Origin of the sequence: Photobacterium sp. GJ3 (assembly GCF_018199995.1) — a bacterium.
GTDB lineage: Bacteria > Pseudomonadota > Gammaproteobacteria > Enterobacterales > Vibrionaceae > Photobacterium.
On the sequence record NZ_CP073578.1, the window covers coordinates 1,211,607 to 1,233,689 of the forward strand.

The following is a 22,083-nucleotide window of genomic DNA, read 5'->3' on the forward strand; positions in this document are numbered from 1 at the left end:
TTTGTATCATTGCTATGGAAAGTTAATAGAATGAAAATAGCTATCTATTTGCCCCCCTAATCACTGGTTTGGGATTTTCTTCGTTTGCTGCTTCACTTGAATATGAGCCAGCTCAAGATTTGATTTTGGGTGAAAATGTCCAGGAATTACATATTGTTGACATTAATGGCGATCATCGTAAGGATCTGGTTTGGGTGACCACGACGGGCGATGTGAGATACCAATTAAAACGAAATGATTCGAAGGCAACATTGTCTAATTTACCGGGGACTCGCTGGCGTTTAGAGTACCGGAATGATAAGGGAATCAAATTTATTGATTTCACTTCTTCTGGCGGTGTCATGACAACAAGCAGTAACGTTGTTTATAAAATTAATCAGCTGATGATGACAGAAAATAATGAGCTTTCTTTCTGCACTGATGCTTCATCTGGTATGTCACAAACGGATTGTGAATGGGTTTACCGGGTTACAGATATTCAACCAAATACGATGACTGGTGTAGATGATAGAACTGGGCTTCTTTGGGATGCCTATAAATTAGTGCAATAGTGAGATTGAGCTTTCAGGGGCAATGATTGCCCCTGAAATTTTTTGAGTTCGATCCGGTACAGATTACGAAAAACCCCAGTGTTTCAACTGCACCTCAACTTCTTTCTTTGTATCCAGGATGATTTGTTGATTCTGGCTGTCCAGTGCCTGCGTAAATTGCAGGATCAGATGTTCAATCATTTCTCGCTCGTAGCCGAGTTTTTCTTCATAAAGTCGGTTGAGTTTTTCCGCCAGTGCGATGTTCGGTAACTGATCTCTCGGGTGGGTTTTCAGTTGCGCCAGACGTTCCTGACTGGCGCGCTTGTCGGCTTCGCTGAGGCCAACGGGCGTGCGATCAATCACCTGCTGGACTTTGGCATTGGTTGATAGAATCGTCACATCCACTTCGAGCAGGCCATTGATGTCATAACTGAAACGTACATCTATGGCTTCTTCTCCCGCCCGGTTCGGTGGTACTTCAATTTCAAACTCAGTGATGAAGATATTTTCGCGTGCCCAGAATCGCTCGCCCTGATAAACCGCGATCCGGACTTTATCCTGCTGGTCATAAGAGGTGTTGAAACGTTCGACCCGGGAGGTCGGAATCACGGTATTGCGTTCAATGATTGGGCTGAAGACATCCACTTGCCCGTTTCGGTTGGCGGCAATGCCCAGACTGAATGGGCTGACATCTGTCAGCACGATCTCCTGAACTGCCTGATCCCGAAGCCGACAGGCGGCCTGCGTGGCAGCCCCCATCGCAACAACCTGATCCGGGTCCAGCTTGCTCTGGCCAAACCGGCCGATCAGCCGGGTTGCCAGTTGCTGCACCTGACGCAGTCGTGTTGCGCCGCCAACAAAAATCAGTTCATCGATTTGATCGGTACTGATTCGGGCGTCACTCAGAGCACGGCGCAGGGGTTGCGAGAGCTTGAGTAAGGTGGATTTCCAGATGTCTTCCAGTTGAAATGGCGTCAGCGTGAACTGAGTATTGAATGGCTCAGGCAGGACGATTGTCATCTCAGGTTGCTGATTTTTTTTGGCAGCTTCGCAGGCGCTGAAAATCTTGGCCCGATCGCTCAGGCTGAGATCGCTTTCGCGGGTTTTCAGCTGATCTATCACATACGCTGCCAGCTGGCGCGTGAAATCTTCACCGCCAAGCTGGTTATCGCCCGCGGAGGCATGGACGTCGACAAAACCGTCCTGATGCTCAACCACTGTGACATCAAAAGTCCCGCCTCCCAGATCGAATACAAGAAAGCGTCGCTCATGGGTTTCATGCAGGCTGTACGCAAGGCACGCTGCGGTGGGTTCGTTGATCAGCCGGACGGCAATCAATCCCGCCAGTTCTGCCGCCTGATGGACTTGCTTGCGTTGTTGGTCGCTGAAATACGCCGGCACAGAAATCACGACTTCAAGAATCGCTTCGCCCAGATGTGCTTCGGCATCGGCTTTGAGTGATTGCAGGATCAGCGCGCAGAGTTCGGCAGGCGTATAGCGGGTCTGTCCGAGTAAATAGGTTTTTTCCGTGCCCAGAAAGCGTTTGAAAGCCGCGGCTGTTTCCTGCGGGCGGGTGAGCAACCTGGACTGCGCGGCTTCACCGACCAGTACCTGTCCCTGTTCATCAATACTCACCACTGAAGGTGTCAGAAAGTGGCCCAGTGCATTCGGGATCAGTTCGGCCTGACCATCACGCCAAACGGCAATGGCACTGTTGGTTGTGCCTAAATCAATCCCGATCGCCAGATGTTTGTTTGTGCTCACAGTAATCCCTATTGCATACCCACAGAAAGGCGCAGGATATCAAGAGATATGCTTTGAGCCAACGTGTTGATTTCAAAGATGTGAGACGTTGAGAAAAGCCTTGCTGATGGCATTGTGCTGCTTGGTTACCCAAAGCCGTCGGGTATTTCTGTGCATTCGCCTGCGCGTACAAGAAATGTGTGATTGAACTCACAACTATTTACTTGGCCTGCTGACTCGATTATATTACTTAGCAGGCTAACTAATTAGAGCGGTGAATCATGGTTCAGGACATCAATTATCTTCGGGATATGCCACTGGCAGAGCAACTGGGCCGTGTCTCCCGGTTATGGAAAATGGTCGCCGATCGTGAGCTGGCACCGCTCGGACTGACTCATCCCCGCTGGACAGCATTGTGGAAATTACAACGTCTGGGCGATCACGTCAGCCAGAAGACACTGGCCGAAGCGCTTGAAATCGAACTGGCGTCGTTGATGCGGACCCTGAAGCAACTGGAAGAACAGTCCCTGATCACCCGGCGATGCTGCGAGACCGACAAACGTGCCCGGATCGTCAGCCTGACTGAATCCGGCCGCCAGATGATTTTGCAAATGGAGACCCGCATCATGCAGGTCCGTCGTCAGTTACTGGCGGAGATTCGAGAAGAAGATTTGCAGCATCTGAGTCTGATGCTGGAGCAAATTGCGCATAACGCGCTGGATTCCCTGCACCGGGAAAGCGATAACCACGCACAGGAGAAGTAAGTCATTATGACACCCGATCAAAAATTCGCCCGCTGGATCCGCAATGCCTGTTTCGCTTTTATGCTTCTGTTCGCCTATTTTCTGGTGGCGGATCTGGCCATGCCTTTAACCCCACAAGCGATGGCAACACGGGTTGTGACCAAAGTGTCGCCGCAAGTGAGCGGACAGATCACCGATATTCATGTCAAAAACAACCAGGTGGTGCATCAGGGGGATGTCCTGTTTGATCTCGACCCGGCGCCGTATCAGCTGGCGGTTGAGCAGGCACGTCTGAATCTGGAAAAAGTCATTCAGAACAATGAACAGCTGGATGCATCGATTCTGGCTGCCCGTGCGGATGTAGAAGCCAATGACGCGGTGTTACAGCAGAAGAATCGCGAAGCGAACCGATTGAATGCTTTGTTTCACCGCAATGGGACCTCACAGCAACTGCGTGATGACGCACAGAGTGCCGCCAAGGCTGCAAAAGCAAATCTGATTGCTGCTCAGGCCCGCCTGAAAGAGCTGGAAGTTAGCCGGGGCGATGTCAGCGAGATGAACCTCAGTATCCGTGTTGCGAAAAACCAGCTGAAACAGGCCGAGTTGAATCTGTCTTATACGCAGGTGGAAGCCAAACACGATGGCGTGGTGACCAACCTGCAGCTTGAAAAAGGGGCTTATGCCGCGGCAGGAAATCCGCTGGTCGCACTCGTGTCCAAAGATGTTGATATCATTGCGGACTTCCGCGAGAAAAGCCTGCGCCATTTCTCACAGAACAGCCAGGCCATGATTGCATTCGACAGTCAGCCGGGCCGGGTCTTCACAGCGCAGATCAGCAGCCTGGATGCCGGGGTCAGTGCAGGTCAGTTTGATGCCAATGGCCGTCTGGCGTCACCCACGGAATCCAACCGCTGGGTGCGTGATGCACAACGTATGCGTTTGCATCTGAGCCTTGAGGGGGAATCGGTTCAGGCATTGCCTGCCGGTGCCAGAGCGACGGTTCAGTTGGTGCCCGAAAATGGCTTGCTGGCTTGGTTGGCCCGCACACAGATTCGGTTCCTGAGTGCCCTTCATTATATTTATTAATACGGAGTGGCTATGAAACTTTGGGATCACCCGATGTCGGAAAATGATTTCCGCCAGTGTCTGAGAATTGCTACCGGCGCCACGCTGGGTTTTACCCTCAGTAAACTATTTGGCTGGAATTACGGCGTATTTTTTACGGTCACACCGATGCTGTTGCTGGGCATGGTGCCGGTGATGAGCGCACATGCGGCCAGACAACTGATTGCTGCTGCGGTCGTTTGCGGGCTGGAAGTGGGCATGCTTGGCGGGTTGTTTGGCAGTCATCCCGGTATGATGACGATGATTGCGTTTGTGCTGTTTCTGTACAAATTTGCTTGCATGTCGAAGGGGCCGTTGTTTCTGTTTGGTGCCAACAGTGTCCTGAGTCTGAGTATCATGCTGCATTTCGCCAGCTATCCCAGCTCCGATTTAAATGATCTGATTTTCAGTAACCTGCTGGCCAATGTATTGTCTGTGGTGATTGCATATCTGATGACATTTCTGATTCCAGATGCGACGCCAAGGCCCGCGTCGGCCCGGCCGGTAGAGCCCAAAGGTTCGCACCGGATGCGTCATGAAGCTCTGATGGGGGCGACCATTGCAACGCTGTCTTTTATTGTGTTTCAGGTGTTTGATCTCAATGACTCCATGTCAGCTCAGGCGACGACTTTATTGCTTCTATTTCCGATGCATTGGAACGGTGCCTTGGGTTACGCCAGAAAGCGGGCAATGGGAACGCTGCTCGGCGTGTCGTTCGGTATGGCCGGACAACTGTTGCTTTATGATTGGTCAGACATGTTAATTCTGATTGTGCCTGTCCTTTGGATTGGTGCGATGATTTTCAGTTACATGCATGTGAAAGAGTCCAGTGGTTCGGGGGCAGGTTTTGGGGGATTAACGACACTGGGCATCTTGTTTGGCCAGTATCTGACGCCCGGGAATGATTTGATTTTCAGCGCCCTGTATCGCGTCAGCAGTATCTTTTTTGCCATTGTGGTGACGCTGCTGGTCACGTATCTGGTTCACCTGCTGCTCAACCGCTTTGAAGCGACCCGGTTCAGTGCCGCCTAATACCAATCGCAGTCAATCACGGTCATCCTAGCTTGTTCAAATGTTCGATCACTGCGTTAGATTTTTTGATTGTAGAATCACGACTTATCTAAAAAATCAGCCTTGTTTTCAAACATTTTTCCTGCGCTATTTCTGATCATTGACTGACTTTGATTGGTATAACAGATTCGATCCCGGTTATGCTTTGCTGCAACGGCACAGCAATCCACTGAATCTTCCTATGATTAATGTCGCATATCAGTGTTTTGGTTTATGCCTGAAGGGGATGATTTCCTATTTCTTTGACCTCAGATAAATAAGGGGAGACTTCACTCGGCCACAATAGGTGTTTTGTTGCTTATTTGGCATGGTGATCGCGTGAAATTAGGGAATATTTCGATAAAAATAAAATTACAGTTGCTGGTTGCCATTGCAGCCGGAATGATTGTCTCTGTCTGCATTTATAATCTGGCGTTACAACGCACGGCTGCTTTTCAGGAACGGGAAGGCAAATTGCGGGCACAAGTCGAAACGGCGCAAAGTATTATTCAGTATTTTGCCGGACAGGCATCTGAACTGGGCCAGACGCAAGCGCAGCAGATGGCTAAGCAAGCGATTGAACAATTGCGGTATGACAGCGACAACTATTTCTGGGTCACCAATCCTCGCCAGCAAGTGATCCTCCATCCGCTGAAGCCTGAACTCAACGGCGCGGATGCATCCTCGATCCGCGATGGGTCCGGCCAGTATCACTGGCAGGAAATGGCCCGGATTGCAGCCTCGGACGGACAGGGCTTTCTGGATTACACCTGGCGGGCGCCGGATGGCCGTCTGCATGACAAAATTTCCTACGTGCTTTATTTCCCGCAGTGGGACTGGATCCTTGGTTCCGGCATTCTTGTGTCTGATATTGAAGACGAGTTTTATCTCAATCTGGCCAAAGAAGCCGGTTTTGCGGCAGTTGCGATTCTGATCTTGGGTGGGCTTGGTTACCTGTTGGCACGAGACATTGTGATGCCGCTGAATGCGCTGGTCGATAAGGTCCATGTGATTGCGGACGGGAATCTGAAAGTCCGGCTGAACAAGCAGCGTACAGATGAAATCGGTGACATGGGCCGGGAAGTCGATCGCATGTTGGATAAGTTACAGGCCGCAGTGAAAGTCGCCAGTGATTCTGCCGCACAATCGCGGGATATGGCTAGCCGGATCGCTGGTGCCAGCGAGGAAACTGCCAGCAGTGTGGAGTCGCAGCATGTGCAATTGGAGCAATTGTCATCTGCGATGAATGAAATGTCGGCGACCATAAACGATGTGGCGCAGAACGCAGAAAGTACCTCAGAAGCTACGAAAGGGGTGTCGGCACAAGCCCATGACAGCAGTACGCGCATGAAAGCGACCAGCGATAACATACAGACGGTTGCGGAAAACATTACCGATGCAGACAGCCTGGTGAATCAGTTACTCAATGGTGTGAAAGATATTCATGCTGTGGTGAATGTGATTCAGGATGTGTCCGAGCAAACCAACCTGCTGGCACTGAATGCCGCGATAGAGGCCGCACGGGCCGGGGAAATGGGACGCGGGTTTGCCGTGGTTGCCGATGAAGTCCGAAATCTGGCGAGCCGGACCCAGCAGTCCACTTCAGAAGTGAAAGCCAGCATTGACCGGCTGACTCAGATTGCCGAGCAATCCAGCCAGACGATGCAAACCAGTCATCATCAGGCGGCAGCGTGCGTCGATGTGGCGCTGGCAACCCGAACGACCTTCGACACCATGGTGGCCGATCTGAATGAGACCACGGATCGGGTTGTGTTGATTGCTGCTGCAGCCGAGCAACAGGGCATTGTGGCGAATGAAATGAACGAAAATGTCAGCAGTATTAATCTTTCAGCGAATGCGATGAAAGAAGCGTCCATGAATCTGGCGATGGAAAGTCAGGCGATGGCAGAAGCCTCGGAACTGCTGAATCAGCACCTGGCGTATTTTAAAGTGTGATCGGAAGTTGCTCAGGGGGCGCTGCTCCCTGAGTCGGGTTGCTGTTTCTTTTGAACTGTGGCTTGCAGGGTATCGCTTTCTGCCGCCGGGAGTGTGGCCAACTGATCAAAAAAGTGCTCCAAAGCGAGAGGCTTGCCGTAAAAATATCCCTGAAAATAACGAATATGGCGTTGTTTGAGATAGTCTTCCTGGATTGCATTTTCAACCCCTTCTGCAACGACCTCAATATTCAGGCGTGCCGCCAGATCGAGCACGTTATCCACGATGTGATTTGGATGGTCCACAGTTTTAATCAGATTCGTGAAGCTTTTATCAATCTTAATGATATCGACATCAAACTGATTGATATAGCTGAGTGAGGAATGGCCGGTGCCGAAATCATCCAGCGCGATTTGTGCGCCTAACTGGTGCAGCTTTTCAAACAAATGATGTGTCTGACGTGTATCTTCAATGATGGCGCGCTCCGTCAGTTCCACAACCAATTGAAGCTTCCCTTCGGGAAGGTGGGACAGTAAGTTCAGACAGTCCTGATACAACTGGAGATCATCGCACTGGCTTGCACTGATATTGATCGCCAGGTGGAAATTGTCCGGTAGTAAGTGAATGTTTTGAATCAGGCATTCTTTCAATTGATAGAGAATCTGTGTGGTCATGATACTGATTAACCCCGTTTCCTCTGCCAGCGGAATAAAGAAATCCGGCCGGATAATGCCTTGGTTGGGATGTTGCCAGCGGATGAGTATTTCTGCACCGCATAATTGGCCTTGTCGATTAACGATAGGCTGAATAAAAGGAGAAAACTCTTGATTCAGGACTGCTCTTTTCAATTCTTCCTGAGGCGAACGGGGGCGATTTAACTGACGATAACGATAAGCGCTGACCAGAATGGCAATAAGGATGCAAAGGTATAAATGGATATAAAGTTCATGCTTCAAATAATTCATATACATCCCTCTGGTGATATAAGCTGAGATGGTAAACTCATTATTTATCGCACTCTGGGATATTTGAGTGGCGGCGGGCATATGAATACTAGCATGATTAAATTCCACAGACTGATGGTTGTTGAGGGTGATGGTCAGGGGAATATCTTTGGTGATGGTGTTCAGTAATTTTCTGACATAGCTGGTATCGATCATCGCTACCGCAAACCCATTGCTCCTTTGATGGCTGACAATTAAGGTTTTTCTATCGGGACTATAATAGCTCGAAGGAATCAGGAAAATGTTTCCCTGAATGGGTAGATAGCTGGTGATATTGTTTGAAATGGGCTGATTGAAAGCGGATGAACAATAAATGTGGTTATCTTTGACCAGATTGATTGTTCGAATATTTGAGTTGAGTATTGAAAGCCGCTTCAATTGATTTGATATGTCAAGGTTGCAGTCTTGGTCTAATAATTGGGCTGCCTGAAAGGTTGCGTCATATGCATCGTCGAGAATATTTTGCAGGAGCGTATTCAGAATCGTTTCTTTTTCGTAAATCTGGTTTTGAAGACTATACCTTGCATGAAGGTAAACACCTGAGAATCCAATTGCAATGATACCAAGAAAGATAGAAAGAGTGATGCAACATTGCCAGAGCGCTGTTCTATAAGAGGCCGTTTTTTTCTGTTGGCAACGAAAATTCATAATCAATAGTTCAGCATATTTTGATGAGAGGCTGAGTATTAGAATACCATGGTTCACTTTGTTTGGAATGTTATGTGAGCAAAACTGATAACAATATTTATATAAAACATCAAAATTGATCTACATCAATAAATGTGAATATCTGAGCAATCTCTCCACCCCCTGACTACGCCGGTAAAAAGAATGATAAGGCTGGTTTCTGAAAGAACGCCTTGATTGATAATACGGATCAATCATCAAGCGATCAGGGAGAGAAACATGAAGTCAGGACGCATATTATCGATTTTACTGTCCGGAATATTAGCCGGGTGCGGCAGTTCAGAAAGTTCGGATAACCCCGGTGATGCCCTGCGCATACCTTATGGGTGCCAGACAAGCATGGCGACGGAGGCAAATCAATTACGAATCTATCAGGTGATGGTTGAAAGTTTTGTCGACGGTGATCCTGCCGTTGGCCATGGCACGGGCTATGGTACCAGTCACCATCAGGGAGATCTGAAGGGAGTTATTGATTCGCTGGACTATATTCAGTCGCTTGGCATGAATGCCATCTGGCTGACGCCTGTGTTCGAGTCGAAGCCAATCATAGGGCAGGATCACTGGGCGGATAAGCTGGATGCGACCGGTTATTTTGCAACGGACTATTTCAGTATTGATCCGAGGTTCGGCACACTGGACGATGCACGGAATCTGGTTGAACAGGCGCATCAACGGGGCATGTATGTGTTCTTTGATGGTGTATTCGGCCATCACAAAGGTGAGGTGGTGCCGTCACCTTCGGGTCTGAAACCTGCCGGTGATTCGAACCCGGTCGGTTACCCGGAAAGTCTGCCGTTTTATCAGGAAGTAGCGGCATATTGGATCAGGGAACTGAAAATTGATGGCTGGCGTCTGGATCAGGCATATCAGGTCCCGCTGGATGCATGGCAGGCCATCCGCAAGACGGTTGATGAAGCCTCAAGGTCTGTGACTTACACCAATCATCAGGGAGTGCAGGTACATCCGCTGGGTTATATGGTGGCGGAAATCTGGAATAACGAGAATTATATCAACCAGGCCGGATATGGTCCGGAGGGATCACCGGGACTATGTTCGGCGTTTGATTTTCCATTGCGGTATCGCTTGGTCGAAATCTTTGCGGTGAACGAGAACGGCAATGGCGGGAAGGGCGGAGACTGGCTGGCAGAGGGCATGGATCTGCATCGCTTATATCCTTCTCATGCACAGCCGAGTTTGATGCTGGGCAATCATGATCTGGTTCGTTTTGGCGATTTGTTGCAGCGCGGCAATATTGCAGAACCTGAAGACGATGAATACTGGCAACGTCATCGTGCAGCCCTGTCTTTTCTGGCTGCTTATTCTGGCCCTGTGACGCTGTATTATGGGGAGGAAATCGGAGATGAAGTGTCGGGATTTGCGCAAAAAGTTTCCGGTGATACCTGTGCTTTGATCGGGCTTTGTGATGATCATGTGGCACGGTCCAGCGCGAAGATAGAAGGAATGACTCACTCACTGGATCTCCGGCAGCAACAATTAAAAGAGGATGTCGCCCGCCTGATGAGACTCAGAGCCAGTCATCCGGCTTTATATGCAGGGGAGCGGTTGAATGTTCTTGCCAATCCGCAGGTTTATATTGACCGCAAGCAACAGGCAGAAGACACAATTATTTTTATGGTGAGCACCACAGCGGACCGTCAAAACTGGACGCTGAATACCCGGGAGCTGGGTGCGCAAGGGCCGCTGACTGATTTACTGACGGGCCAGCAATTTCAACCGATTCAGGGACGTTATGATATTCCCCTCAATGGTTTTGAAGCCCGGTTTTTACAGGTTGAAACTCCGGTCACGCCAGTGATCAGCCGTACGCAGGCATCAACTTTACTGAGCGGCAGCGGCCGAATGGCAGATTGCCAGTTGCCGGATATTGATGAAACCGGCCCCGTTCGTGATCCTTTATATGTGGTCGGGGATTTCACGGATGCCGGCTGGCAGCATCGTCATCATCGTCAGCTCACCTATAAAGGTCAAAATCTCTATCAGGTGGTTGTCTCGGAACAGGCGGGCAGCTACCGGATGCAATATGCTGCAAAAGACTGGTCGCCGCAGTATACAGCGCAGGGACTTGTGCTTCGGCCGGGACTGGCAGAACCGCTGATCACGGGCAATTACGGCAAAGATACGGCAGCGACGTTGCCAGAGGATGGACGCTATGTCTGGAGTCTTTCTTTTACGGACACGGGCTTACCTGAGCAGGTGATGGTGTCAAAATGCCAATGATTGGCTGACTTGATGTGAACGACAGACTGGCGGTGGTTTTGAAATTTTCGTCAGTCTGTCCTTACGCTTTTTTACTCTGCATCAGCTCGGGTAAATTGGCCAGCGCCAGCTGAAACTGATTTTTGCCGTTCTTTTTGGCGCGATACATGGCTTGATCGGCGTGTCGGAGCAGGGTTTCCCGGCACTGACCATGGAGCGGATAAATCGCAATGCCAATGCTGGCACTCAACTGGATTTGTTTGCCTGCAATCAGGAACGGTGTCTGAAACAGATGCAGAATTTTATCTGCCACTTCACTGGCCGAATCATTGGAACTGATATTATCCAGAATCAGAATGAATTCATCCCCGCCAATACGAACCACGGTGTCCGTATCGCGAATTGAGTGCAGCATACGCATAGCAACCGCTTTCAGCAATTGATCCCCGGTTTCATGTCCGAAGCTATCGTTGACAGCTTTGAATCCATCTAAATCGACAAAAAGCAGCGCCATCTGGTTTTGATGTAAATGGCAGCGGCGAATCGCCTCGTCTAATTTCTCCTGACCGTAGCGAAGCGTTGGCAAATTGGTGAGGGCGTCATGGTTTGCCAGATGGCGTAATGTCATCACTAATTGACTGCGCTGTCTGATTTCATCCCGCAGTCTGAGAATCCAGATCCCCAGCAGCAACAGAATGACCAGCAATGTGGTCGCCCAGAGATAGGTGCGGCTATGATCCGTTGGGTCGACGACGGTAATCTGAGTCCATTTTCTCGAGATGTCTGTATGGGCTTGTGGGGTGAGTGCCGCGATGGCATCGTCGAAACGGGCAAGCAGTTCAGGTCTGTCTTTTCTGACGCCAATCGAAATAGGCAGTGAAAAATCCAGTTTGGCAATGATTTTTTTCTGAAAGGTGTCTTCTCTGAGTTGGCCCACCAGCGCATCTAATGGGGTGACAAAGGCATAGGCTTTGTCATCATCCAGCAGTTGTTTCGCATCAATGGGCGTCGCGGCATAGACTTGGCGAATCTCGGGAAAGTCTGCCTGAAGGCGAGTCATCACGGCGGTATTTTGCGGGCCGGCAATTGTTTTTCCGGCCAGCGAATTGAAAGAAGTTACCGTGGGCTTATCGGCTTTGGCAACCAGCACATTGTAAATCTGATAATAAGGCTGCGTGAAGTTAAGAAAATCTTGTCTGTCTTCGGTTGCGCTGATCGCCGGTAAAAAATCGCAATGGCCTTGCTGAAGTGCAACTAATGCTTCGCTCCAGTTTGGGGTGAAATACGGGATCAGCCGGATGCCCAGAGACTGTTCAAACAAGCGCAGGTAATCCGCGAAAATACCGATATGCTGCCCATTCTCAAGATATTCGTAAGGTTGCCAGAGCGGATTGAAGCAATAGGTGACCTCTGTTGTCTTCACCGGTGAAACAGACGTGGATTGTGTCTGTTGAAGGTGGACTGAATACAGTGGAGCCGGAGCGATTATCGCAACGAATACGACAAGATTGAGAAACAGGTTTCTCATTACTCCTCCCTGAATGAATCTATCCATGCCACTGTTTTAGAGAAAATGAATGTAAGTCTGAGATTGAAGTTTGACGAATCTCTCATGAGTCTATGCCAGGATAAAAAATATTCCGGCTGAAATGATGAAAATTTAACCTTCTGCACAAAGTTTATATGGCGCATCCTGAATGAGAATTGGACGCTTTATTACACATTCGCCTATGACATTGATGAGAAAGTAAGATTAATTCATGAGAGAAATGGATTTATGCAATCTGTTTTTATGCACTTCGGGTGTATTTCGCGCCTGAATTACGCTAGTTTAAACGTTTTTGAAAGTTGAATATGGATGAGCAATGAATATCAGACGCGTGAACCGGAATGATGCTGCGCAATTGGTTGGATTATTTGAGTCGCTGGATCATGAAACCTCATTTATGTTATTTGAACCGGGTGAACGGCAATTGACAGTCGAGGCACAATCAGAACTCTTACCGGGTTTTATTGATCACGCACATCAAGCGATGTTCATTGCAGAAGATGACAGCCAGAAAATCGCTGGGTTTGTGGTTGGGATCGGCGGAAAAATGAACCGCAATCGCCATGCGCTTTATCTTGTCATTGGTGTCCGGCAAGCGTATCAGGGGCATGGCTTGGGTCGGCGATTATTATCTGCCCTTGAACAATGGGCGATCGCGCAACAATTTCACCGGCTGGAACTGACTGTGATGGCGCATAATCAGGTGGCCAGAAAACTCTATCTTTCTGCGGGATTTCAGGAAGAAGGTGTCAAACGGGATGCGCTGAAAGTGGATGGTCAGTTTGTCGATGAAGTCTATATGGCGAAATTTTTAAATCAGGAGTGAGTATGGCAATGGCATTATTGGAAACAGAACGATTACTCATTCGCCCCTGGGAAAACAAAGATGCAGCGCCACTTGCGAAGATGGGTGCCAATCCGCAAGTGATGCGTTACTTTCCGTCTGTATTATCTCAGGAGGAGAGTGAAGCGTTACGTCATCGGGCACAGTCTCTGATTGAAGAGAACGGGTGGGGCTTTTGGGCGGTCGAGTTGAAAACAACCGGGCAGTTCATTGGCTTTGTGGGTTTGCATGCTCAGGATCTGGCGATTCCCAATACACCCTTCGTGGAAATTGGCTGGCGGCTGGACGCTGAGCATTGGGGGAAAGGTTACGCCCCAGAAGCGGCGCAACGTGCGTTGCAGTATGCGTTTGAATCACTGGATGCACCCGATGTGTATGCATTCACAACGGTGACGAATTTGCCTTCGCAGCGGGTGATGCAAAAGCTGGGGATGACCGACTGTGAGCAAAACTTCCTGCATCCGAAACTGCCTGCGGATCATGTGTTGGCAGAGCATTGTCTGTACCGGATTACCCGGGCAGAATGGCAGCAGAAAAAAACGTAACCTGTAAGCAAGAAATAAGGTATGCCCGCGTTTCAGCCGCAATGATCGGTTGATTCGGCGGTCAGAATTTCTGGCTTTCATCTGCTTGAATTCCTGTGCATCTTTACCGGATGGTCTACCCTTTGCTTGATAAGAACTTGAAGGGAATGGGTGTATGGGATTCATTGCTTTTCTGTATTCACTGATCGGTCTGGCGTTACTGGGGGGTGGACTGTGGCTGATTTCTCTGGGAGGGAGCTGGTATTTTGCGCTTGCAGGCGTTGTGCTGCTGCTGGTTGCAGCCAAGGTCAGAGCGAAACGGGGCAATGCTCAGTTGATTTACGGCCTTTTTCTGCTGGCGTCTCTGGTTTGGGCTTTGTGGGAGTCGGGGTATGACTGGTGGGCGCTTGCAAGCCGTTTAGGTTTGTTCCTGATCCTCGGGATTCCGCTTTTATTCTCTTATCGCCTGATGGGGCGTTCCAAAATCAGTCGCCTGACCGCTTACTGGTGGCTGGTGGCTCTGGTGACTCTGGGCAGCATGCTGAACACGACACACCAGCTGGAAGGCAAACTGAACACGTCGCCGCTGGTTCAGACCCCAAACTTAGGAGAGGTACCTGAAGGGGAATGGCACAGCTATGGTCGCAGCCTGCTCGGCCAGCGGTATTCCCCTCTGGAGCAGGTCACCCCCGCGAACGTCGGACAGCTTGAACTGGCCTGGCAGTATCAGACCGGAGATACCAAAGGCAAAGGGGATATCGGGGAATTTACCTACGAAGCCACGCCGCTCAAGATAGGCAATACCTTATATTTTTGTACCCCGCATAACTGGCTGGTCGCGCTGGATGCCGACAGCGGTGAAAGGCGCTGGCAGTACAACGCCAAAGTCGGGACCGACAATCAGCGCCAGCATCAGACCTGCCGGGGCGTGTCTTATCTGCCGCCAGCAACAGGTGAGCCTGTTGCGTTGACGGCTGCGGGATCAGCGCAAGCTGAAACACTGCCCAGTATTGCCTGCGATGCGCAACTTTATCTGCCGACATCAGACGCCAAGCTGATTGCACTTGATCCGGCCACAGGCGCACGCTGCCAGAATTTCGCAGACGATGGCGTGCTGAATCTGCTGCATAACATGCCCTTTACGAAGTCCGGTTATTATTACTCAACGTCACCGCCTGTGGTGGCCAAGGGAGTGGTCTTGGTGGCCGGTGCGGTAAATGATAATTACGACATAAATTCACCATCAGGCGTGATTCGGGCTTACGATGTCAAAACCGGTGTCCTGAAATGGAACTGGGACGCTGCAAACCCCACGGAAACCCAGCCCATCGCAAAAGATAAAATGTATGCGACCAGTTCTCCAAACAGCTGGTCTGTTGCCAGTGCCGATCCACAGCTAGGCCTTGCTTACTTCCCGATGGGGAACCGGACACCGGATCAGTTGGGCATGTACCGCACGCCGGATGAAGAAAAATATGCGTCCTCCGTCGTTGCCTTGCGGCTTGATAATGGCCAGGCCGAGTGGGTCCAGCAATTTGTGCATCATGATCTCTGGGATATGGATACACCGGCACAGCCCAGTTTGGTGGATATTCAAACCAGCAAAGGACTCATTCCCGGTTTGGTGGTACCAACGAAACAGGGTGATGTTTATGTATTGAACCGGGCCACGGGAGAGCCGATTCATCCGATCACCGAAGCCCCCGCACCACAGGGAACCATTGAAGGGGATTTCGCCTCTCCGACACAGCCTGTTTCTGCATTGACCTTTAATCCACCGCCGCTGGAAGAAAAAGACATGTGGGGCGCAACAGCCCTGGATCAACTTTATTGCCGGATTCAGTTCAGAAGCCTGCGTTATGAAGGACGTTATACGCCGCCGTCAGAGCAGGGCACCATTGTCTATCCCGGCAATTTCGGTGTCTTTAACTGGGGGGGCATCGCGGTGGATCCGGAACGTCAGGTGATGTTCGGCATGCCGCTGTACCTTGCATTTACATCGACTCTGATTCCAAAGGATACGAGCGATCTGGGCGAAGTGAATGTTGGGGAACATGGCGTGAATGCCAATGAAGGAGCAGATTATGCGGTAGAGCTGAAGCCATTTCTTTCGCCATTGGGCGTGCCGTGTCAGCAGCCGCCCTGGGGCTATATTGCCGGTGCGGATCTCGCTCAGGGGAAAATTATCTATCAGCAGAAGAATGGCACTGTTGAAGACCTGACGCCGCTGCCGCTGCCCATCAAAATGGGTGTGCCCGGTATCGGCGGGCCGGTGATCACCAAAGGCGGACTCGTCTTTATGGCTGCCGCCGTGGATAACTATCTCCGCGCTTATGATCTGGGCGATGGCGAGGAACTCTGGAAGGCCCGTTTACCCGCAGGAGGGCAGGCAACGCCGATGACTTATCTCAATAGTCAGGGGGAGCAAATGGTGGTGATTGTTGCGGGCGGGCATGGCTCCATTGGCACCAAACTGGGCGATTATGTCCTGGCTTATAAACTGAGAAGCCAGCGGTGATTCCCGCCGATCTTTTCAGCACTGTGGCTGACTTCGCAGGTGTGTTAGCGGCTTTCAGTGCCAGTTTGTTTTGCGGGGCAGCCAGTTATATCAGCCTTGTCGAACATCCTGCCCGGCTGGAATGCGGCGGAGAGCTGGCTGCAACCGAGTTTCAGCCCAGTTACCGTCGTGCCGCCCGGATGCAGGTGACGCTGGCACTGGTGTCGACGCTCGCGGCAATCACCGCTGCGGCGATGGGGGGACTCTGGCTGTGGCTGCTTGGTGGCGCGCTGATATTCGCGGTGATCCCTTTTACATTTCTTGCCATCATGCCAATCAACCGGCAATTACAGGCAACGGGGCTGAAGAAGCATTCGTCGGCGACCTTTGTATTACTGGAGCAATGGGGCAGGCTGCATGCCATCAGAACCGCGATGAGTCTGCTGGCCTGCCTGATTGATTTCACGGTTCTGATGGTGGATTAGTGAGTGGGATGTTATCCGCGCAGGAGCAACCGTACTGGCATTATCCGGTGGTCACGATTTCCCAGCGTCCATTGTCTAACTGGCAGGCGGTCCCCATCGCGGTGGCCGTCGTGTCATTGATGCGGGCTTCCTGAATAAATTCCCGGCAGTACCGGCCACTGGTGGTGGTGCCTTCCCGGGTAGGGGTGACCGAACCGGATGCGTTCTCCACCTGCCATTGGATGGCATTGCCCACGGAAACACGGGTTGCTTCAATTTGGGCCTGTTCAAGCTGACGTTGCTGGCGTTCTGTCATCTGATTGAGTAATTCAAAGTGGATGGCTGTAAATGCCAGCCAGGGTAAAGCTTCAGAATCTGTTTGCAGTTCACCGTATCCTGAGTACCAATTGCCATAAGGACGGGTGACCCGAATATCATGGACCATTCGATATCGGTTGGCTGGAACGGCTTGGATTTTTTGGTTTTTGATGGCCAGATACTGGTCGATATCAAACGACTGACGGCTGTCCATCACACCGTTTTTCAGTTCTTCTTTGCTGATCCGCCCGGTTTTCTTTTCAACAGGCACCTGAGGGTTATAAATGGGTTGCTGGGTACTGAGCAGGGCCAGCTGATGGCCTGCGCTGGGCATCAGGGGATTTGCCTGCGTGATGCCGGTCAGCGTGAGAAGCAACAGGGGAAATAACTGCACAGTAATATGATGGCGTCGGAAAAATCCTGTCGAAGACATGGGCGAATACTCCATATCAAAAGTAAACCTGATTGATATTTCTCATTCCATGATTGTTTTTTGTTCCCTGAAATCAGTATAGAAAGTGGAATCTTCGGGTTGAGGCTTCTCGATAGCTGTTCTCAGGATCAAGACGAACAGATGAGTTTACTTCAAGCTCGGGTGAGGAATGTTGATGTGAATCTTTGAATCCGCTCAATCGTCAGCTTACTCAGATCTCAAGATTGGCCGAATACAGTTTGTGCAAGGTGTTCCATAGACTATCTTTAGTGGGACTTATGCTGGCTATTGCATTTATTCCATGTATTTTTTCGGGCTAGCCAGTACTACGTCCAAATTGCAACAGCAGATTAAACAAAGGATTGTGTATGCAGGCTGAGTATTCTGAAAGTGAAAATGTCATTCGTCGTTTGCATGAAATTACCCAAGCCTATGACAAAGGGTTTAATGTTCAGATGGAAGCGCTCATTCGCCTGGGGATGGAACGTTTCAAGCTGGATATTGGGATTCTGGCAAGAGTTGAAGGGGACACTTATATTGTCGATAAATGTGTCTGTCCTGAACATATGCCGCTGAAACCCGGTGATGAATTTGAATTTGGCATGACCTATTGTGCCGTCACTTGCGAAGCGGATGGTGTAGTGGCTGTTGAGCATGTGGGTCAGAGCGATGTGCTGGGAACGCATCCGGCCTATCGTCAGTTTGGGCTGGAATCCTACATCGCTGTTCCGATCCATATCGGCGGAATGACCTGGGGCACGTTGAATTTTTCCAGCCCTGCGCCTTATCCCCGGGAATTCAAACCCAAAGATGTGGATGCACTTCAGTTGATGGCGAGCTGGATCGAAGTTGAAATGGTTCGGCGTCGACAGGAAGAACAACTGCGTACTCTGAATGCAAAACTGAAAGAGATGGCTTCTGTGGATCCGCTGACGAATCTGATGAACCGGCGTGCCTTTATGGATTTGCTTGAGCGTTCACTGAATCAGATGCAGCGATGTAAAAGCGGGGGTGAAGCCGCGGTGCTGCTGCTGGACATTGATTATTTTAAGTCACTGAATGATAACTACGGGCATCTGCTGGGCGACAAAATGCTGGTTGAATTCGCCAATGTCATGCAGCGGAATCTGAGAAGCTACGACGCAGTTGCCCGTTATGGCGGTGATGAATTTATTATCTGGCTTGGCGATACCAGTCGGGAAGGTATTGAGGCTGTGTGTGACCGCATGATGTCGGGTCTCAATCAATCGAAAGCCATTGATGAGAATGTGACGGTCAGTATTGGTATTTTTCATTTCAGAACCCGTGTGGCTGAGCAGGACTGGATGGCCGAATTTGTGCAGCCGGAACAGATTATTGATGTCATGATTGCCAAAGCCGATCAGGCACTTTATCAAGCCAAAGCGGCAGGCCGCGCGCGGTATCAATTTTACAGTGAAGGTTCTGTTTACCTGGATACACTCAGCTAAACTTTTCTGGCACGCAGATTGATGACGGAGCATCTGAGTACGTATGTCCCATCTCAATAGTGGTTTCAAATTATGGCTGTCGGCTTATCATGAGGCGTTGGCACATTTTGCTGCCTCGGGTCAGATTGCCACGGCCGACATGATTCGTGAGGGGCTGGCGACACTGACGTCAACTTACGTGACCCATGCGCCAGACGTCGCGCGGGTGATCGATACTTCTGTTCCGGCTGCATCTCACGTTATTCCGGTCCGGATGTATCACCCGGCGCCACACACGGCACTGCCAGTATTACTTTTTCTGCATGGTGGCGGGCATCTGGCGGGCAGTGTCGCTGTTTATGATTCGATCTGCCGTAAGCTGGCGGATGCGACCCGACAGATTGTGGTGGCTGTGGATTATCGTCTGGCACCGGAATCACCTTATCCGGCAGGACTGGAAGATGCGCGGCAGGTGCTGCGCCAGCTTGTTCCGCTGTGTAAACAACATCAGCTTCAATATCAGCCGGTGCTTTCGCTGGTGGGTGATTCAGCGGGTGGTGCGATGGCCGCGACACTCAGTGCTGATTTCCAGTCTGACCCTGACATTCAACTGGTCAATCAGGTGCTGATCTATCCCAGCCTGGATTACACCATGAGCCTGCCTTCCGTGGTGGAAAACGGCACCGGTCTGTTCTTGCAGCAGGAAAAAATGCGCTGGTATTTCGATCAGTACTTTCAGCATGGAGAAGACCGTCGGGCGGCATCGCCATTGTTTATGCCTATGTCAAAACACTTCCCCAGAACCTTAGTGATTACGGCGCAGTATTGTCCGCTCCGTGATGAAGGGGCTGCTTACGTTCAGCGGCTATCAGATGCCGGCGTATCGGTACAGCAATATCATCTGGATGACATGATTCATGCTTATCTGAATCTGGAAAACCTGGTGCCTGCACGATGTGAGACAACGTACCGGATGATTGCCGATTTTCTTGCCACTCCCCAAATACGGGACCCATCCACCAATCAGGACAAACGATGCTCGAACTCTTGATTCGTTATGCCCATTTTCTTGGAATTTTTATTCTTGTTGCGGTACTGGTGGCAGAACACCTGCTCCTCAAACGGCGTTTGACGGCTGAAGAAATGCACCGCCTTGCACGATTGGATGCGGTGTATGGTATTTCAGCTGTGATCGTTTTGCTGGCCGGGTTGTCGCTCTGGTTTCTGGTGGGCAAACCGCCCGAGTTTTATAGCGCTAATCCGGTTTTTCACGCCAAACTGACCCTGTTTGCGATTGTGGCAGCGCTGTCTGTGTTCCCGACGGTATTTTTTCTGAAACATCGCAAAACAACACGAGAGACGGTTCCGGTTCCCCCCATTATCGTGATGCTGATTCGTCTGGAGCTTTTGCTGCTCGCTGTTATTCCGTTGTTGGCGGTTTTCATGGCGCGGGGTATCGGATTGGGCTCGTCGTAGGGAGACCCTGTTTATCTTGCGGATTTCGCTGACGTCAGGGGCTGACTGACCCAAAACCGTATTCATCTCAGTCTCTTGCAAAATCATAGCTAAGCTTAAGAAAAGGCGGAGCCGGATAAGTGAGGTTGAGATGGATGCACGAGCGGTAAAAACCGTCGCAGATGCGATGGCGATTGTGGATGAACGAAAACTGACGCATATCAAAGTCGGGCTGTTTGATAACGATGGCATTATGCGTGGCAAATATATGTCGAAGGCCAAATTCTTTGCGTCTCTGGAAAAAGGCTTTTCGTTCTGCGATGTTGTGCTGGGCTGGGACGCCAAAGATCAGCTGTACGATAACACCACATATACGGGGTGGCACACAGGCTATCCGGACGCACCGGTCCGCATTTTACCGCACACTTGCCGGGAGGTTGTCGATGAACCGGGCATGCTGCTTTTTATCGCTGAATTTGCCGGTCAGGCCGAATCTGTCTGCTCGCGGGGCATCCTGAGAAAAGTGCTCGAAAAAGCCGATTCGCTTGGATTTGTGGTCCATGCGGCATTGGAGTATGAATTCTTTCTGTTTCAGGAAACCCCGCAGACTGCGCGGGAGAAAGGATTTCGAAATCTGCAGCCGTTCACACCCGACTGGTTTGGGTATTCCATGATCCGAAATTCAGTCGCCAATGAGTTGTATCACGACATTCTGTCGATGGCGGAAACCATGGATTTTCCCATCGAAGGCATTCATACCGAAACCGGGCCCGGCGTCATTGAAGCTGCGATTGCTGTGGATGAGGCAGAATCGGCTGCCGATAAAGCAGCATTGTTTAAAACCTTCATGAAAGTGCTGGCACAACGGCGAGGATTGCTGGCGACATTCATGGCGAAATGGTCCATGGATTATCCGGGCCAGAGCGGACACATGCATGTGTCGCTGCAACACAAAAGTGGTCAGTCCGCTTTTTATGATGCCAAAGCTGAACAGGGAATGAGCCTGATACAGCGTCAGTTTCTGGCCGGGCAGCAACGCCTGATGCCGGAGTTTTTGTGTTTGCTGGCGCCCACCATCAACAGTTATACGCGTATGGTTCCCGGTTTCTGGGCACCGACTCATGCAACCTGGGGGGTTGAAAACCGCACGACCGCACTGCGTGTCATTCCTGGCTCGGAAAAAACACAGCGCATCGAATACCGGCTGGGTGCGGCGGATGCGCATCCTTATCTGGCACTGGCGGCAGCCATTGCTTCCGGTCTTTATGGTGTGATGAATCAATGGGAACCGTGGGCAGCTGTTAAAGGGAATGCGTATGACCAGCCTCAACCTGATGCACTGGCGTTACCGGCGACACTCTGGGAAGCGGCGCAACGCTTGAAAGCATCGGATGCTGCCAAGGCGATGTTTGGCGAGCCCTTTGTTACCCATTATGCCGCCACCCGAGAGTGGGAAGAGCGAGAGTTCCGGAAACAAGTCACAGACTGGGAATTGAGCCGGTATTTCGAGATTATCTGAGCGGTTGCCGGAACTGGGC

General features: G+C 50.6%; 18 protein-coding genes. 14 read left to right on the forward strand and 4 right to left on the reverse strand.

Annotated elements, in window-relative coordinates; genetic code table 11:
- Window positions 1-68 precede the first annotated feature (68 nt).
- A complete protein-coding gene (locus KDD30_RS05380) occupies window positions 69-551 on the forward strand; it encodes a hypothetical protein (protein WP_211647806.1) in 483 nt (160 codons plus the stop codon).
- Between the two features lie 63 nt (window positions 552-614).
- On the opposite strand, the gene KDD30_RS05385 is transcribed toward KDD30_RS05380, so the two are convergent.
- Window positions 615-2,294 carry an Hsp70 family protein gene (locus tag KDD30_RS05385; RefSeq protein WP_211647815.1) on the reverse strand — a complete coding sequence of 560 codons (1,680 nt, stop codon included), beginning with the start codon at window positions 2,292-2,294 and terminating at the stop codon, window positions 615-617.
- Window positions 2,295-2,554: 260 nt separating this feature from the next.
- On the opposite strand from KDD30_RS05385, the gene slyA reads away from it, so the two are divergent.
- The 4 genes from slyA (at window position 2,555) to KDD30_RS05405 (ending at window position 7,126) form a co-directional block, all read left to right on the forward strand.
- Window positions 2,555-3,037, forward strand: a complete 483-nt coding sequence (slyA, locus tag KDD30_RS05390; protein ID WP_211647823.1) for a transcriptional regulator SlyA — start codon at window positions 2,555-2,557, stop codon at window positions 3,035-3,037.
- 6 nt (window positions 3,038-3,043) lie between these two features.
- A complete protein-coding gene (locus KDD30_RS05395; protein WP_211647825.1) occupies window positions 3,044-4,102 on the forward strand; it encodes an HlyD family secretion protein in 1,059 nt (352 codons plus the stop codon).
- A gap of 12 nt (window positions 4,103-4,114) precedes the next feature.
- On the forward strand, window positions 4,115-5,152 hold the full coding sequence (locus KDD30_RS05400; protein ID WP_211647827.1) for a DUF2955 domain-containing protein: 1,038 nt from the start codon (window positions 4,115-4,117) through the stop codon (window positions 5,150-5,152).
- 357 nt (window positions 5,153-5,509) lie between these two features.
- On the forward strand, window positions 5,510-7,126 hold the full coding sequence (locus KDD30_RS05405) for a methyl-accepting chemotaxis protein (protein WP_211647829.1): 1,617 nt from the start codon (window positions 5,510-5,512) through the stop codon (window positions 7,124-7,126).
- An 11-nt stretch (window positions 7,127-7,137) separates the two neighbouring features.
- Here the strand turns inward: KDD30_RS05405 and KDD30_RS05410 are convergent, their stop codons facing one another.
- Window positions 7,138-8,814 carry an EAL domain-containing protein gene (locus tag KDD30_RS05410; protein ID WP_211647839.1) on the reverse strand — a complete coding sequence of 559 codons (1,677 nt, stop codon included), beginning with the start codon at window positions 8,812-8,814 and terminating at the stop codon, window positions 7,138-7,140.
- A 201-nt stretch (window positions 8,815-9,015) separates the two neighbouring features.
- Between KDD30_RS05410 and KDD30_RS05415 the strand changes: the two genes are divergently transcribed.
- Window positions 9,016-11,034, forward strand: a complete 2,019-nt coding sequence (locus tag KDD30_RS05415; protein ID WP_211647841.1) for an alpha-amylase family glycosyl hydrolase — start codon at window positions 9,016-9,018, stop codon at window positions 11,032-11,034.
- Between the two features lie 61 nt (window positions 11,035-11,095).
- On the opposite strand, the gene KDD30_RS05420 is transcribed toward KDD30_RS05415, so the two are convergent.
- Complete coding sequence (locus KDD30_RS05420; protein ID WP_211647849.1) at window positions 11,096-12,541, reverse strand: diguanylate cyclase domain-containing protein; 1,446 nt, start codon at window positions 12,539-12,541, stop codon at window positions 11,096-11,098.
- Window positions 12,542-12,878: 337 nt separating this feature from the next.
- Between KDD30_RS05420 and KDD30_RS05425 the strand changes: the two genes are divergently transcribed.
- From KDD30_RS05425 to KDD30_RS05440, 4 genes are all read left to right on the forward strand, one after another.
- Window positions 12,879-13,388 (forward strand): GNAT family N-acetyltransferase, encoded by a 510-nt coding sequence (locus KDD30_RS05425; RefSeq protein WP_211647850.1) that lies wholly within the window; start codon window positions 12,879-12,881, stop codon window positions 13,386-13,388.
- Between the two features lie 2 nt (window positions 13,389-13,390).
- Window positions 13,391-13,951: a GNAT family N-acetyltransferase gene (locus tag KDD30_RS05430; protein ID WP_249199206.1), complete on the forward strand. Its 561-nt coding sequence runs from the start codon at window positions 13,391-13,393 to the stop codon at window positions 13,949-13,951.
- Window positions 13,952-14,105: 154 nt separating this feature from the next.
- The gene (locus KDD30_RS05435; protein ID WP_211647852.1) at window positions 14,106-16,448 is read left to right on the forward strand and encodes a glucose/quinate/shikimate family membrane-bound PQQ-dependent dehydrogenase; all 2,343 of its coding nucleotides are present in this window, start codon (window positions 14,106-14,108) and stop codon (window positions 16,446-16,448) included.
- Entirely contained in the window at window positions 16,445-16,912 is a 468-nt protein-coding gene (locus KDD30_RS05440; RefSeq protein ID WP_211647853.1) for a DUF1772 domain-containing protein, read from the forward strand. Before KDD30_RS05435 ends, KDD30_RS05440 begins: the two co-directional genes overlap by 4 nt.
- A 40-nt stretch (window positions 16,913-16,952) precedes the next feature.
- On the opposite strand, the gene KDD30_RS05445 is transcribed toward KDD30_RS05440, so the two are convergent.
- A complete protein-coding gene (locus tag KDD30_RS05445; RefSeq protein ID WP_211647855.1) occupies window positions 16,953-17,642 on the reverse strand; it encodes an RT0821/Lpp0805 family surface protein in 690 nt (229 codons plus the stop codon).
- A 368-nt stretch (window positions 17,643-18,010) separates the two neighbouring features.
- On the opposite strand from KDD30_RS05445, the gene KDD30_RS05450 reads away from it, so the two are divergent.
- From KDD30_RS05450 to KDD30_RS05465, 4 genes are all read left to right on the forward strand, one after another.
- Window positions 18,011-19,111 carry a sensor domain-containing diguanylate cyclase gene (locus tag KDD30_RS05450; protein ID WP_211647856.1) on the forward strand — a complete coding sequence of 367 codons (1,101 nt, stop codon included), beginning with the start codon at window positions 18,011-18,013 and terminating at the stop codon, window positions 19,109-19,111.
- 43 nt (window positions 19,112-19,154) lie between these two features.
- Complete coding sequence (locus tag KDD30_RS05455) at window positions 19,155-20,141, forward strand: alpha/beta hydrolase (RefSeq protein ID WP_211647858.1); 987 nt, start codon at window positions 19,155-19,157, stop codon at window positions 20,139-20,141.
- A complete protein-coding gene (locus KDD30_RS05460) occupies window positions 20,126-20,566 on the forward strand; it encodes a DUF2214 family protein (protein WP_211647860.1) in 441 nt (146 codons plus the stop codon). Before KDD30_RS05455 ends, KDD30_RS05460 begins: the two co-directional genes overlap by 16 nt.
- A gap of 130 nt (window positions 20,567-20,696) precedes the next feature.
- Window positions 20,697-22,064: a glutamine synthetase family protein gene (locus KDD30_RS05465; RefSeq protein WP_211647862.1), complete on the forward strand. Its 1,368-nt coding sequence runs from the start codon at window positions 20,697-20,699 to the stop codon at window positions 22,062-22,064.
- Window positions 22,065-22,083 lie beyond the last annotated feature (19 nt).